This window comes from Geodermatophilus nigrescens (genome assembly GCF_900129495.1).
Lineage (GTDB): Bacteria > Actinomycetota > Actinomycetes > Mycobacteriales > Geodermatophilaceae > Geodermatophilus > Geodermatophilus nigrescens.
The window spans coordinates 83,883-98,494 of sequence record NZ_FQVX01000003.1 but is presented as its reverse complement, the minus strand read 5'-3'; the positions used below and the strand labels follow the sequence as shown (position 1 = coordinate 98,494).

The 14,612-nt window shown below is 74.3% G+C and carries 12 protein-coding genes; all 12 read right to left on the bottom strand.

Annotated features, from left to right (window positions below; translation table 11 throughout):
• Positions 1–6 precede the first annotated feature (6 nt).
• Entirely contained in the window at positions 7–1,548 is a 1,542-nt protein-coding gene (locus BUE37_RS14085; protein ID WP_073420925.1) for a class I adenylate-forming enzyme family protein, read from the bottom strand.
• Positions 1,549–1,624: 76 nt separating this feature from the next.
• Positions 1,625–2,866: an ABC transporter substrate-binding protein gene (locus BUE37_RS14080; protein ID WP_073420924.1), complete on the bottom strand. Its 1,242-nt coding sequence runs from the start codon at positions 2,864–2,866 to the stop codon at positions 1,625–1,627.
• Between the two features lie 119 nt (positions 2,867–2,985).
• Complete coding sequence (locus tag BUE37_RS14075; protein ID WP_281248094.1) at positions 2,986–3,747, bottom strand: alpha/beta fold hydrolase; 762 nt, start codon at positions 3,745–3,747, stop codon at positions 2,986–2,988.
• 77 nt (positions 3,748–3,824) lie between these two features.
• Entirely contained in the window at positions 3,825–4,643 is an 819-nt protein-coding gene (locus BUE37_RS14070) for an ABC transporter ATP-binding protein (protein WP_073420922.1), read from the bottom strand.
• On the bottom strand, positions 4,636–5,406 hold the full coding sequence (locus BUE37_RS14065) for an ABC transporter ATP-binding protein (RefSeq protein ID WP_217651303.1): 771 nt from the start codon (positions 5,404–5,406) through the stop codon (positions 4,636–4,638). The genes BUE37_RS14070 and BUE37_RS14065 overlap by 8 nt, the downstream gene beginning before the upstream one ends.
• Positions 5,399–7,414: an ABC transporter permease gene (locus BUE37_RS14060; protein WP_073420921.1), complete on the bottom strand. Its 2,016-nt coding sequence runs from the start codon at positions 7,412–7,414 to the stop codon at positions 5,399–5,401. The genes BUE37_RS14065 and BUE37_RS14060 overlap by 8 nt, the downstream gene beginning before the upstream one ends.
• A 48-nt stretch (positions 7,415–7,462) precedes the next feature.
• A complete protein-coding gene (locus BUE37_RS14055) occupies positions 7,463–8,704 on the bottom strand; it encodes an ABC transporter substrate-binding protein (protein WP_073420920.1) in 1,242 nt (413 codons plus the stop codon).
• A gap of 137 nt (positions 8,705–8,841) precedes the next feature.
• Positions 8,842–10,221 carry a 4-hydroxyphenylacetate 3-hydroxylase N-terminal domain-containing protein gene (locus BUE37_RS14050; RefSeq protein ID WP_073420919.1) on the bottom strand — a complete coding sequence of 460 codons (1,380 nt, stop codon included), beginning with the start codon at positions 10,219–10,221 and terminating at the stop codon, positions 8,842–8,844.
• Between the two features lie 239 nt (positions 10,222–10,460).
• Positions 10,461–11,864 carry a 4-hydroxyphenylacetate 3-hydroxylase N-terminal domain-containing protein gene (locus BUE37_RS14045; protein WP_073420918.1) on the bottom strand — a complete coding sequence of 468 codons (1,404 nt, stop codon included), beginning with the start codon at positions 11,862–11,864 and terminating at the stop codon, positions 10,461–10,463.
• A gap of 23 nt (positions 11,865–11,887) precedes the next feature.
• Complete coding sequence (locus tag BUE37_RS14040; protein ID WP_073421865.1) at positions 11,888–12,685, bottom strand: enoyl-CoA hydratase; 798 nt, start codon at positions 12,683–12,685, stop codon at positions 11,888–11,890.
• Between the two features lie 5 nt (positions 12,686–12,690).
• Entirely contained in the window at positions 12,691–13,455 is a 765-nt protein-coding gene (locus BUE37_RS14035) for a crotonase/enoyl-CoA hydratase family protein (protein WP_073420917.1), read from the bottom strand.
• 28 nt (positions 13,456–13,483) lie between these two features.
• The gene (locus BUE37_RS14030) at positions 13,484–14,605 is read right to left on the bottom strand and encodes an acyl-CoA dehydrogenase family protein (protein WP_073420916.1); all 1,122 of its coding nucleotides are present in this window, start codon (positions 14,603–14,605) and stop codon (positions 13,484–13,486) included.
• Positions 14,606–14,612 lie beyond the last annotated feature (7 nt).

Below are 14,612 nucleotides of genomic sequence, written 5' to 3'. Positions count from 1 at the left end.
GCGACCTCAGAGGCGGGCGACGAGCTCGTTCTTGCGGACCTTGCCCGTGGGGTTGCGGGGCAGCTCCACGAGCACGTGGTACTCGACCGGCACCTTGTAGGACGCCAGCCGCGCGCGGCACATCTGCTCGAGCGCCTCGACGGTCGGTGCCGGCTGCTCGCGGTGCTCGACGAAGGCCACCACGACCTCGCCCCACGTCTCGTCGGGCCGGCCCACGACGGCGGCGTCGGCGACCCCGGGGACGTCGGTGAGCACCTGCTCCACCTCGGCGACGTAGATGTTCTCCCCGCCGCGGATGATCATGTCGCGGCTGCGGCCGCCGAGGAACAGGTAGCCCCGCTCGTCCATCCAGCCGCGGTCCCCGCCCCAGAAGTAGCCGTCGTGCAGGGCGGTGGTGGTCAGGTCGGCCATGTCGAGATAGCCGTCCATGACGCAGTCGGTGCGGGCGGCGATGTTGCCGACGACGCCGGGCGGGCACGGGCGGCCCTCGTCGTCGAGGATGCGCAGGTCCACGCCGAGGATCGGCTGGCCGGCGGAGGCGAGCAGGTGCTCCTCCCCCGCGAGGGCGCGGCGGTGGTCGTCGGGGCGCAGCAGGGTCTGCAGGCCGGACTCCGTGCCGGCGCCGAAGAGGTTGTAGAAGTCGACCGACGGCCAGCGCTCCAGCGCGCGGCGCAGCAGGCTCGGCGGCATCGGCGCGGAGCCGTAGAGCAGGGTGTCCAGCCGTTCGCCGGGGCCGGGGCCGCCGTCGGCCTCCATCACCTGCTGGATCATCGTGGGCACGAGGAAGCAGCCGGTGAGCAGGCCGGAGGAGATGGCCCGGGCGACGACGTCGGGCTCGAACTGCGGGTGGATCAGTGACGTCGCCCCATGGGCCACCTGGTTGAAGACGATCGCCCAGCCGGCGATGTGGAAGATCGGCGAGGCCGTGTAGCGCACCGCGCCGGGGCGGGCCGCGGTCTCGCCGCCCATCCAGAGCATCGTCTTGAGCATCCGCGCGCTCTGCACGACGCCCTTGGGCAGGCCGGTGGTCCCGCTGGTGAACATGATCCCGAGGACGTCGTCGTCCTCGACGCGGACCTCGGGAGGCACGGGGCGGCCCTCGGCGACCAGCGTCTCGACGTCGTCGTCGAGGCAGCCGTCGAGCGACCAGAGCCGCACCTCGCCGGGCAGCGTGCCGAGCACCTTGCGGGCGGTCTCGAGGTAGCGCTCGCCGACGAAGAACCAGCCCGGCCGCGCCCGGCCCAGGACGTTCTCGATCTCGAAGGGCGCCAGCCGGTAGTTGACCGGCACGTAGGTGAGGCCGAGCTTGAAGCAGGCGCCGAGCAGCTCGGCGTAGGCGAAGGAGTCCGTGTCGAGCAGCGCGACCCGGTCGCCCTTCCGCGCCCCGCGGGCGGTGAGCGCGTCGCAGATCCGGTCGATGCGCTCGTCGACCTCGGCGAAGGTGCGCGACCGGCCGTCGACGGTGGTCCAGCACGCCCGGTCGGGCCAGCGGCGGGCGGCGTGGGCGAAGAGGTGTCCGAGGGGCCAGGAGGTGCTGGTCGTCGTCACGGGGAGGGCTCCTGCGTCGGCGGGGCGGGGGAGCGGGCGCCCGGGGCCGGCCGCGCGGCCGGCCCCGGGCGGGTGGTCAGCCGGTGATCGCGCGCTCGGCGACCGAGGTGTCGAGCTCGGTGAAGCCCTCGTCGTCGACCGGGGCGAGCGTCCCGTCGTCCTGGACCTCGAAGAAGATCGCCTCGTGGCTGCAGGCGCCCGGGCGGCCGGGCCACTGCTCGCCGTCGCAGGTCACCTCGGGCCCGAGGAACGTCTTGAAGTCCTGCACGGCCTTCATCGCGTCGGTGACCGCCTGCGCGGTGATCTCGCCGTCCATCTCGTCGAGGATGGTGGCGAGGTTGACGATGCCGGCGAAGGAGTACAGCGACCGGGCCGACAGCTCGTCCTCGTAGCCCACGGCCTCCATGGCCTCGGAGAAGGCGTCGAGCTCCTCCTGCACCTCGGGGGGCGCGTTGTCGTAGGAGCGCGGCACCCACAGGCGCGGCTGGACGATGGCGCCCGCGGCCTCGCCGCCGAGCTCCTCGATGAACTGGGAGCAGGAGCCGGCGAACATCGTGCCCTCGAAGCCGTTCTGCCGGAGTGCCTGGACCAGGCCGGTGCAGGCGTCCTCCGGGAGGGCGATGACCCCGGCGACGTCGGGGTCGCTGGCCAGCTCGGTCTGGGCGAGCACCTGGTAGTTCAGGTTGTCGACGGTGGTGTAGACGCCGGTGACGTCGAGGCCGAGCTCCTCGCCCAGCGGCTTGACCAGCTGGTCGACGTAGCCGTGCGACGACGGCGCGTCGGTGACGGCGAGCGCGGCGGTGGCGGCGCCCTGGTCGGAGAGCACGGTGACCATCCCCAGCGCGCTGGTCTCCAGTGGGCCGGAGAAGTAGAAGGCGGTGCCGTACTCGGCGGCCTCCGCCACTCCCTGGCCGGCGAGCGTGCCCACGATCGGGATGCCCGCCTCGGCGAGGATCGGCGTCATCGCGCCGACGCTCGTGCCGTCGTAGGCGTCGAACACGACGGGGACGTCGGAGCTGACGAACCCGTTCGCGCAATTGACACCGGTCTCAGGTGTGCCGTCGCCGGAGCAGATGTCGAGCTCGAGGGGGCGCCCGCCGATCCCGCCGAGCTCGTTGTTCACGTACCACTCGGCCGCCTCGGCCCCGTAGGTGTTCTGCGGGTAGGCGACCGGGCCGGTGTCGAGGGACTGCACCCCGATCACCACGGGGTCGCCGCTGAGGTCGCCGCTCGAGTCCGCGTCGGCCGCGGGCTCGCTGCACGCGGTGGCCAACAGCAGGACCGCCGCGCCGGCCGATGCGGCCGCCAGTCGCTTCATCTGACTCTCCTTCGAGTCCGGGTGGTGCGGACGGGACCGGCCGGGGCCGGTGGGGTGCCACGGCCTGTGGCACGCGTCACGCAGCGGAGCCTGGCCTGACCTGACGTTGACGTCAAGGTCTAGCGGTGCGCGGACCCGTCGGAGGACGCGAGGACGTCGTCGAGGGCGGCGAGCAGCGCTCGCTGGGTGCCCGCGACGTCGTCGAGCACCAGGTGGTGGGCCGCCCCGGCGACGGTGTGCTGCGGCACCGGCCGGCCCCACCGGCGCGCCAGCGCCGCCGCGGCGTCCGGGCCCACCAGCGCGCTGTGCTCGCCGCGGACGACCGACACCGGGCAGGTCACGCCGTCGAGGGAGTCGGTGAGGCCGGGGCGCAGCACGACGTCGAAGATCGCGCCGTCGACCTTCCACCCCACGCCGCCGGGCACCGGCCGCACGGAGCGCCCGGCCACGTACGCGAGCGCGGCCAGGTCGCCCACGTCCTGCGGCGGGGCGAGGCGGTAGGCCGCGACCGCCGCGGCGACGTCGGGGAAGACCCGGGTCCCGCGCGGCCGGGAGGGTGCCGGCGGGGGCTCCGGCGGGCGTGCGGGCTCCTCGGGGATCGAGTCGAGCAGCACCAGCCCCGACACCGCCTCCGGCGCCCGGGCGGCGGCGCCGGCGGCGACCAGCCCGCCGACGCTGTGGCCGACCAGCACCGGGCGGTCCAGGCCGAGCGCGGCGACCACGGCGAGCACCTCGGCCGACCAGCCGGCCATGGAGTAGCGCGCGCGGCGACCGCTGTCGCCGTGCCCCGACAGGTCGAGCGCGACGACGTCGTGCCGCCCGGCCAGCGCCGGGACGGTGCCGTGCCACCAGCCGGTGTGGGCGGAGGTGCCGTGCACCAGGACCAGCGACGGCGCCCCGCCCGGCCAGCGCTCCCAGGCGACGGCGGCGCCGTCGACCGAGACCGTGCCCCGCTCCGTCAGGAGGCCACCACCGCGGCGCTGGTGGCCCCGCTGCCGCCGGCCCCGCCGTCCGCGGCCCCGCCGGGGACGTCGCTCCCGGCGAACTCGTCGGCGCCGAAGTAGGCGGCCTCCACCTGGTCGCGGTGCGCCAGGAGGTCGCGGGCGGCCCCCTCGAGGACCACGCGGCCGTGGTTGAGGATCACCCCGCGGTCGGACACCGACAGGGCGAGCTCGATGTGCTGCTCGACCAGCACGACGCCGATGCCCTCCTCGCGGGCCAGCGCGCGGATCGAGGGCAGCATCTCCTGCACGATCTTGGGCGCGAGCCCGAGGCTCATCTCGTCGATCATGAGCACGCGGGGCCGGCCGAGCAGCGCCTTGGCGATGGTGAGCATCTGCTGCTCACCGCCCGAGCACAGCCCCACGCGGCGGCCCAGCAGGCCCTTCAGCGCCGGGAAGCGGTCGAGGACGGCGGCCTCTCGGGCCGGGTCCTGCCTGCGCTGGGCCAGCCGGAAGTGGTCGCGCACGGTGAGGCCGGGGAAGATCCCGCGGTCGTCGGGGACCAGCAGCACGCCGCGCCGGGCCAGCTCGTGCGGGCGCCGCACGTTGACCGGCCGGCCGAGCGCCGTGACCGACCCGGCCATCGGCGGCACCAGGCCGACGATCGCCAGCAGCGACGTCGTCTTGCCCGCGCCGTTGGGGCCGAGCACGGAGACGACCTCGCCGGCGCCGACGGTGAACGACAGGTCGCGGATGGCGGGGACGCCGTTGTAGCCGGCGGTGAGCCCGTCGACGACGAGCAGCGGGCCGCCGTCGGGGGCGGTGGTGTCAGGCATCGACGGTCTCCATCGGGGCTCCCAGGTAGGCCGCGACGACGGCCGGGTCGGTGCGGGCCACCGCGGGCGGCCCGGTGAAGATCGGCTTGCCGAACTCGAGGACGCACACGACGTCGCAGACGCCGAGCACCAGCGACATGTCGTGGTCGATGAGCAGCACCCCGGGGCCCTGGGCGGCGATGCTGCGCACCCGCTCGGCGAACTCGAGGCTCTCGTTGGAGTCCAGGCCCGCGGCGGGCTCGTCGAGCAGCAGCAGCCGGCAGGTGCCGGCCAGCGCCCGGGCGACGCCGACCAGCTTCTGCTGGCCGAGGGTCAGGTCGCGGGCGAGGGTGCCGGCCACGCCGGTGAGCCCGACGGCGTCGAGCGCGCGGCCGACCACCGCCTTCCCTGCGGCGTCCCGGCGGCCGAAGACGTCGCGCCACAGCGCGCCCGCGCCGCCCGGCCGGGCCGCCACCAGGATGTTCTCGGCGACGGTGAGGTTGCCGAACAGCTCCCCCGACTGCCAGGTGCGGGTGAGGCCCAGCGCCCGGCGGCGGTGCGGGGGCAGCCCGTCGAGCGACTGCCCGTCGAGTTCCACGGAGCCGGTGCAGGCGGTGAAGCCGGTGACGGCGTCGACGAACGTCGTCTTCCCCGCGCCGTTGGGGCCGATCAGGCCGACGACCTGGCCGGGCTCCACCGACAGCGAGATGTCGGCGTTGGCGACCACTCCGCCGTAGCGGACGGTCAGGGACGTGGTGTGCAGACCTGCGCGGGGCTCAGACACCGGTGGTCTCCCTCGGCTTCTCGGCGGGGACGGGGGCGGGCGCGGCGTCGGCGGCCGCCGGGGGCGCGGCGCGGCCGGAGCGCAGCTTCCTCTTGACCCACTCGACCTGGTGCCGGGTCTCGCCGGCGATGCCCGAGGGGTTGAGGACGGCGGTGAGGATCAGCCCGATGCCGGTGATCAGCGGGTAGGCGTTGCCCATGTCGAACACCGAGTGCAGGGCGGTGTAGACCAGCCCCAGCGGGCCGAGGACGCCGGCCACCAGGGCGCCGCCGAACGAGGTGATCCCGCCGAGGTAGGCGACGGCGAGCACCGAGAGGCCGACGACCACGGAGAACGACTCCGCCGACAGCTCGCCGCGGCTGTAGCCGATCAGGCACCCGGCGACGCCGGCGATGAACGCCGACAGGCCGAACCCGATGAGCTTGGTGCGCCGGACGTCGATGCCGACCGAGGCCGCGGCCCGCTCGTTGGCGCGGACGGCGAGGAAGGCGCGGCCGGTGTCGCCGCGGGCGATGCGGACGAACAGCAGCACCATCAGCACGAGGATCGCCAGGACCATCAGCGAGAACTCCAGCCGGGCGAGGTTGCGGCCCTCGCGGATGGCGAAGTCGATGCCGAAGAGCGTCGGCCGGCCGATCGGGTTCCCGGTGGGCGGCGTCAGGCTGTAGTTGTCGAAGACGAACCGCTCGATGGCCAGCGCCGCGGCGATGGTGACGATGGCCAGCTGCACGCCGCGGATCCGGAAGGCCGGCAGCGCCACGAGCATGCCCAGCGCCGCCGCCAGCGTCGCGCAGACGACGATCGCGATCGGGAAGGGCACGTCCCACGCCGTCGTCAGCTTCGACAGGGCGAACCCGGCGGCGCCGGCGAACGCCGACTGGGCCAGCGAGATCTGCCCGAGGTAGCCGGTGATGACCACGTAGGACAGGGCGAGGATCGCGATGATCAGCGACGTCGTCAGGCCGAAGCGGTAGCTCGGGGTGAAGAACACCAGGCAGGCGACGGCGATGCCGACCAGCAGGGCGGCCTTCCAGGGCACGAACCGCGGGACGACGACGTCGGGCAGCCGCACCGACTGCAGCGAGCCGCGGGCCGGCAGCCGCTTGCCGAAGGCGAACAGGATGATCATCACCAGGAGGAAGGGCAGCACCTGGTCCAGGCCCGACTGCGCCCACTGCGGCCACCAGCTGCGGGTGGCCAGCAGCGACAGCTCCGACTGGATGATCCCCAGCCCGATCGCGCCGGCCACCGCCAGGCCGATCGACTCCAGCCGGGCGATGAGCACGACGGCGAGGGCCGGGACGACCAGCAGCGTGTAGTTGGCCGGGCTCAGGCCGGTGAGCGAGCCGCCCATGACGACGGCCATCGTGCTGACCAGCGAGGCGAGCACCAGCGCGATGAGCGCGAGCCGGTCGGGCGAGAAGCCCATGAGCACCGCGCCGCGCTCGTTCTCCGATGCCGCGCGGGTGGCCCGGCCGGACGCGGTGAGCCGCAGGTAGGCCCAGACCGCCGCCGCGAGGACGATCATGATCGCCACCATCGTCAGCTCGCGGAGCGGCACGGTGGCGCCGAGGAGCTCGATCGAGCCGGTGGGCAGGATCGACTCCACCTGGATGCTGTTGGGCCCGAACCGGATGACCGCCAGCGCCTGCAGCGCGACCATCAGGCCGATCGAGACGACCACCTGGGCCAGCGCCGGCGCCCGCCGGACCGGGCGGAACACCAGGTAGTGCGCCAGCACGCCGAGCACGACGGCATTGGCCAGGCCGACGAGCAGGGCGACCGCCGTGCCCGGCGGCTCGGGGAACCAGATCGTGCCGATCGGCAGCACCAGCTCGCCGTCGTCCTGCACGCGGGCGAAGACGTAGGCGCCCCACATGGCCATGGCGCCCTGGGCGAAGTTGATGATCCCGGTGGCCCGGTAGACCAGCAGCAGACCGGTGGACAGGCCGATGTAGACGGCTCCGAGCCCCAGCCCGAGGGCGGCGAACTCGAGAAGGGTGGTCATCGTTGACTCCTCGCGGTCAGCGGAGGCCGGGGGTGCGGGCGGGCGGGGTCAGGTGCCGACGACGCGCTCGGCGACGGCGGTGTCGAGCTCGGTGAAGCCGTCCTCGGAGACGGGCGCCAACGTCCCGTCGTCCTGGACCTCGAAGAAGATCGCCTCGTGGCTGCAGGCACCCGGGCGGCCGGGCCACTGCTCGCCGTCGCAGGTGACCTCCGGGCCGAGGAAGCTCGGGAGGTCGCGGACGCCCTTCATGGCGTCGGTGACCGCCTGCGCGGTGAGCTCGCCCTCGACCTCGTCGAGGATGTTCGCGAGGTTGACGATGCCGGCGAAGGAGTACAGCGACCGGGCCGACTGCTCGTCCTCGTACCCGACGGCCTCCATGGCCTCGGCGAACGCGTCGAGCTGCTCCTGCACCTCGGCGGGCGCGTTGTCGTAGGACCGCGGCACCCACAGGCGGGGCTGCACGATCGCCCCGGCCGCCTCGCCGGCCAGCTGCTCGATGAACTGCGAGCACGACCCGGCGAAGACGGTGCCCTCGAAGCCGTTCTGGCGCAGCGCCTGGACCAGGCCGGTGCACGCCTCCTCGGGCAGTGAGATGACGCCCGCGACGTCGGGCTCGCCCGCGAGCTCGGTCTGGGCGAGCACCTGGTAGTTGAGGTTGTCGACGGTGGTGTAGACGCCGGTGACGTCGAGACCGAGCTCGCCGGCGAGCGGCTTGACCAGGTCGTCGACGTAGCCGTGCGACGAGGGGACGTCGTTGACCGCCAGCGCCGCCGTCGAGGCGCCCTGGTCGGCCAGCACCGTGACCATGCCGAGCGCGCTGGTCTCCAGCGGGCCGGAGAAGTAGAAGGCGGTGCCGTACTCGGCGGCCTCCGCCACTCCCTGGCCGGCGAGCGTGCCCACGATCGGGATGCCCGCCTCGCCGAGGATCGGCGTCATCGCCCCGACGCTGGCCTGGTCGTAGGCGTCGAACACGACCGGGACGTCGGAGCTGACGAACCCGTTCGCGCAGCTCACCCCGGTCTCCGGCGTCCCGTCACCGGAGCAGACGTCGAGCTCCAGCGGCCGCCCGCCGATCCCGCCGAGCTCGTTGTTGACGTACCACTCCGCCGCCTCGGCCCCGTAGGTGCTCTGCGGGTACGCCGAGGGCCCGGTGTCCTGGGACTGGACGCCGAGGACCACGGGGTCGCCGGACAGGCCGCCGGAGGTGTCGGTGTCCGCCGCCGGCTGGCTGCAGGCGGTGAGGGTGACGGCGAGCGCCGCACATCCGGCGAGGGTCTTCCTGGTGCGCAAGGGGGGTCATCCTGTCGTCGGCGGTCCGCCCGGCGTCGTCGCCGGGCGGGCTGTCGGGGGGCGGGCGGCGCCGCGGGCGGGCGCGCCCGGGTCCGGCCGCGGCGGCGTCGGACGCCGCCGCGGGACCGGGAGGGCGGTCAGGCGCCGGTGAGCCCGGCGGCCTTGAGGGCCAGCTGCTTGGCGCGGTCCATGTCGTAGTGCCGGCGGGTCACCAGCCGCTGGGCGAACATGCCGCCGCCGGACTGCAGGTTGGTGACGTGGTGCCAGCCGCCGTAGGCGTCCGCGGTGGTGTCGCGGATCGCGTGGAACAGCTGGGTCCGGTACCGGCCGCTGACGTCGTCGCCGGTGGACATGTACTTCTCGAGGAACGGCGCGAGCGTCTCGTTCTCGAAGTCGGAGTTCGACGGCGCGGTGAGCACGGCCCCGCCGGCGATCTCGTGCAGGTGACGCACCATCTTCGAGAACTGCGCGGCACCCTGGAACTTGGTGACGTTGGTGTACATGTCGTCGGGGTAGTAGTACCCCTGCGGCGTCGCGTGCGCGTGCAGCAGCGCCGCCTCCAGGCCGGCCCGCAGCAGGGTGGCGTGGATCATCATCTCGTCGATCTTCTCGCGGATGTGCGAGATCTTGGCCGCGCCGTTGGCCTCGGCGATCAGCTGCGCGAGGCCCACCAGCTCGTCGGCCTGCTCGACCATGAACGCGGTGCCGCCGAGGCGCTCCCACAGGCCCAGGGAGTGGGCGAAGACGGCCGCCTGCTCGGCCTGGCCGTCGAGGAAGACGCGCTCGTGGGGCACGAAGACGTCGTCGAAGATGCACATGCTGTCGGGCACGCTGATCTTGGCGCTGGTGGGGTGGTCGCGCTCGTCGCGGCCGTAGGGGTGGTAGCTGGTGTTGGTGATGTGCACGCCCGGCGCGTTCACCGGCACCGCGGCGCAGATCGCCCAGTCCTCCTCGCCCGGCCGCATGTTCTTGGTGGGCATGACCATGAGGTCGTGGCCGAGCGCGGCGGCGCTGATGTGCAGCTTGGCGCCGCGGATGACCACGCCGTCGGCGGTCCGGTCGACCACCCGCACGTAGGAGTCGGGGTCGTCCTGGGCGGCGGGGTGCCGGCTGCGGTTGCCCTTGGCGTCGGTGATGCACTCGGTGATCCGGATGTCGCGGCGCTTGGCGTCCTCGACGTAGGCGGTGATGCGCTCGACGTACTGCGGCGCCACGGCCTCGATCCGCGGCGCGGCCACCAGCAGCGTCATCAGCGACTGGTAGGTGACGTTGAGCAGCAGGTCCATCTCCATGAACACCGGGATCTTGTCCCGGAGCTCCTCGGGGGACCGCGGGGCGTCGATGAGCGGGTTCACCGCGCCGGGCTCGCTCGAGTAGTGCTTGTCGTAGCCGTCGGCGGCCACCTGCAGCGGGACCGCGAGCGCCGGCTCGGTCTCCATGTCCTCGATCTGCCGGCCCTGGAAGTAGACCTTCCGGCCGTCCTTCAGCGAGTCCTTGTACTGCTGTCCGGTCAGCATCCGGGGAGCTCCTCGAGGGGTCGGGGACCGCCGGCACGGGCCGGTCGGCCGGGCTCGCGGAGGGGGTCCGTCCGGTCCGGCGAGCAGAGAGTGACAGTGACGTCGGTGTCACATTGGCAGTGAGCCAGGACACTGTCAAGGGCCCTCCGGGACGCCCCCGTCCGCGGTCGGGCGGCCCGGTCGCGGGCACGCCGGAGAGGCCCCCGGGCGCCGCCCGGGGGCCTCTCCGCGCCCGTGCGCTAGACGCCGCGGCTGGGGCCGCGGGCGCCCTCCACGAGTCCTGCGACGGTGAGCGCCGCGTGCTTGGCGGCGTCCATGTCGTAGTGCTTGCGCGTGACGATCCGCTGGGCGTAGAGCCCGCCGCCGGCCTGCACGTTGGTGACCTGCCGCCAGCCGCCGAAGGAGTCCGCGGTGAGGTCGCGGATCGCGTGGAACAGCCGGGTGCGGTACTCGCCGTCGACGTCGGCCCGCGTGGACATGTACTTGCGGGCGAGCGAGCCGACCTCGGGGTTCTCCAGGTCGGCGAGCGTGGGCGCGGTGACCACCGCGGCGCCGGCGATGTCGTGCAGGTGCCGGACCATGAGGTTGTAGGCGGTGGCGCCGGTGTACTTGCCCGCGTTGGTGTAGAGCTCGCTGGGGAAGACGGCGCCCAGCGCCCCCGTCTCGGCGTGCACCAGCGCCGCCTCCAGGCACGCCCGGACGACGGTCGCGTGGATGACCATCTCGGAGATCTTCTCCTTGACGTGGCCGATCCGCGCCAGGCCGTTGGCCTCGGCGACCAGCTGCGCCAGCCCCACGAGCACGTCGGCGCCGTCGGCCATGGAGCTCAGCCCGCCCAGCCGCTCCCACAGGCCCAGCGAGTGGGCGAACACGGCGGCCTGCTCGGTCTCGCCGTCGAGCAGCACCCGCTCGGTGGGCACGAAGACGTCGTCGAAGATGACGAAGCCCTCGGGGAAGTGCTCCTGGCCGGAGATCGGGAAGTGCCGGACGTCGGGGTGCCGCGGCGCGTAGCTGGTGTTGATGATCTTCACGCCCGGCGCGTTGACCGGGATGACCGCCGCGATCGCGTAGGCCTCCTCCCCCGGCTTCATCGCCTTGGTCGGGATGGTCATCAGCTCGTGGCCGAAGGAGGCGGCGGTGATGTGCAGCTTCGCGCCGCGGATCACCACGCCGTCGGGCCCGCGGTCGACCACGCGCACGTAGGCGTCGGGGTCGTCCTGGCGGGTGGGCGGCAGCGAGCGGTCGCCCTTGGCGTCGGTGATGCACTGGGTCATCCGGATGTCGCGGGCCTGCGCGGTCCGGACCACCTCGTCGAGCCGCTCGACGTACTGCGGCGCGGTGGTCGCCAGCCGCCCGGCCGCCGTCGCCAGCGTCATGATCGACGTGTAGTTGACGTGCGCCATCATGCCGGCGGTGTGCACCAGCTCGACCTTCTCGCGCAGCTCCTCGGGCGTGCGCGGGACGCCCGCGGCGGGGTTGACGCCGTCGACCGCCTGCGAGGCCAGCCAGTCGTAGCCGTCGGCCACGTTCTGCACCACCTGGCCGAGCACGGGGTGGCCGGGCAGGTCCTTGACCCGCTCGCCCTCGAAGTAGGTGGCGCGGCCGTCGTCGAGCGTGGCCTTGTACTGCTCACCGGTGAGCACGGGACCTCCAGGGTGGGGACGGGTCAGGAGAGCTGGGCGCGGCCGCGGTCGAGCAGGCCGGCGCGGCGGCGCTCGACCTCGGCGGGGTCGTAGCGGGCCGACCACTCGGCGCAGGTGGCCGCCTCGATCTCGAGGCCGTCGCCGACCAGCTCGGCCTCGATGTCGCGGTAGGAGCGCAGCAGCCGGCGGACGGCGGCGCGGTCGTTGCCGGCGATGGTCGCGGCCAGCCGGCGGGCGGTGGGCAGCAGCTGCTCGTGCGGCACCACCTCGGTGACCAGGCCCGCGCGCAGCGCCTCGGCGGCGGGCAGGTGGTCGCCGGTCAGGCTCATCCGGCGGGCCAGGCCGCGGCCGACGGCGAGCGGCAGCAGCACCGACAGCCCCCAGCCGGGCAGGATGCCGACCCGCGCGTGGGTGTCGGCGAACCGGGCGCGCTCGGAGGCGACCAGCACGTCGCAGTTGAGGGCGAGCTCCAGGCCGCCGGTGACCGCCGCGCCGTTGACCGCGCCGATGACCGGCTTGGACAGCTGCGGCCACGGGTGCCAGGAGGGCCGGCCGCCGTCCCCGTCCCCGAGGGACAGGTTGTCGCCGCTGCTGCCGAGCTGCTTGAGGTCCAGCCCGGCGCAGAAGGCGGGGTCGGCGCCGGTGAGCACGACGGCGTCGACGTCGTCGTCGGCCTCGAGCGCCGCCATGGCCTCCCGCAGGCGGGCCATGAGCCCGGCCGACAGGGCGTTGCGCGCGGCGGGCCGGTTGAGGGTGACGGTGGCGACCGGTCCGTCCCGCTCGACGAGCAGCACGTCCTGCGCGGTGCCGGTGGCGGGCACGGCGGTCACCGGCCCCGCCAGACCGGCGGGCGCTTCTCGGCGAAGGCGGTGGCGCCCTCGCGGGCGTCCTCCGAGCGCGCGACCGGCCCGGCGATGACCTCCTGCTCGCGCCAGCCCTGCTCCTCCGGCCAGTCGAGCGCGGAGGCGACGATCCGCTTGCTGGCGATGACCGCGAGCGGGCCGTTGGCGGCGATGCCGGCGGCGAGCTCCAGCGCGGCGTCCAGCGCCGTGCCGTCGGGGACCAGCCGGTTGACCAGGCCGAGCTCGCGCATGCGGGGCGCGGGGACGTGGTCGCCGAGCAGCGCCAGCTCCATCGCCTGGTGGTAGGCGATGCGGCGGGGCAGCCGCAGCAGCCCGCCGCCGGCGGCGACCAGGCTGCGCTTGACCTCCGGGATGCCGAAGGACGCGCCCTCGGCGGCGACGACGAGGTCGCAGGCCAGCACGATCTCGAACCCGCCGGCCAGCGCGTAGCCCTCGACGGCGGCGATCAGCGGCTTGGCCGGCGGCCGCTCGACCAGCCCGGCGAACCCGCGGCCGGCGACCACCGGCGTCTCGCCGCGGACGAAGGCCTTGAGGTCCATGCCGGCGCAGAACGTGCCGGCGGCGCCGGTGAGCACGCCGGCGCGCAGGTGCTCCTCCTCGTCGAGCCGGTCCATCGCCTCGGCCACCGCGGCGGCCAGCGCCTCGTTGACGGCGTTGCGCGCCTGCGGCCGGTTGAGCGTGACGACCAGGACGCCGTCGCGCTCCTCGGTGAGCACCTCGTCGCTCATGGGGTCTCCTCTGCGGGGTCGGGGCCGGTCAGGCCGGCTCGAGGACGGCGTCGGCCAGCCGGGCGGCGGCTGCCGCCCGCCCGCCGAGCAGCGCGGCGTCGCTGACGGCGCGCTTGTAGTGCAGGTGGGTCGGGTGCTCCCAGGTGAAGCCGATGCCGCCGTGCACCTGGACGGTGCTCTTCGCGACCCGCAGGTGCGCCTCGGCGGTGACCACGGTGGCGAGGTCGGCGGCCAGCTCCGGGTCGTCGGTGCCGGCGTCGGCGGCCCAGGCGGCGTGGTAGGCGGCCGAGCGGGCGTGCTCGACGTCGACCAGCATGTCCGCGCAGCGGTGCTTGACCGCCTGGAACGACCCGATGGGCCGGCCGAACTGCAGCCGCTGGCGGGCGTACTCGACCGAGGAGTCGAGCATCCGCTGGGCGCTGCCCACGGCGGCCGCGGCGAGCACGACCGCGGCGGTGCGCCGGGCGGTGGCGACGGCGGCCGCGGCGGTGGCGGCGGCGGCGGACCCGACCGGGCGGGCCACGACACCGTCGAGGCGCAGCCGTGCCTGCCGGCGGGTGAGGTCGAGGCCGGACTGGACCTCGCGGGTGAGGCCTGCCGCGTCGCCGTCGACGAGGAACAGCGCGGGGCCGTCGTCGGCGGCGGCGAGGACGAGCAGCGCGTCGGCGGCGGCTCCGTCGAGGACGTGCGCCTGCTCGCCGGTGAGCCGCCCGCCGGCGCCGGCGGCGACCGAGGGCTGGGCCGGCGCCCAGCCGCCGCGGTCGTCGGTGGCGGCCAGCGCGAGCACGGTGGTGCCCTCGACGACGCCGGGCAGCAGCTCCTTGGCGACGGCGTCGTCGCCGGTGGCCAGCAGCGCCGGGACGGCCAGCGCCACCGTGCCCACGAGCGGGCCGGGCAGCAGTGTGCGGCCGGTCTCCTCGGCCAGCAGCGCGAGCTCGACCAGCCCGGCGCCGGCGCCGCCGTGCTCCTCGGGGACGGCGAGGCCCAGCAGCCCGACGTCGGACCCCAGCCGCCGCAAGACGGCGCGGTCGAAGCCCTCGGCGGTGCCCATGAGCCGGCGCACCTCCTCCTCGGGGGCGGACCGGGTGCAGACGTCGCGGGCGACCTCGCGCAGGGCGCGCTGCTCGTCGGTGAACTCGAACTCGACCACGGGCCGG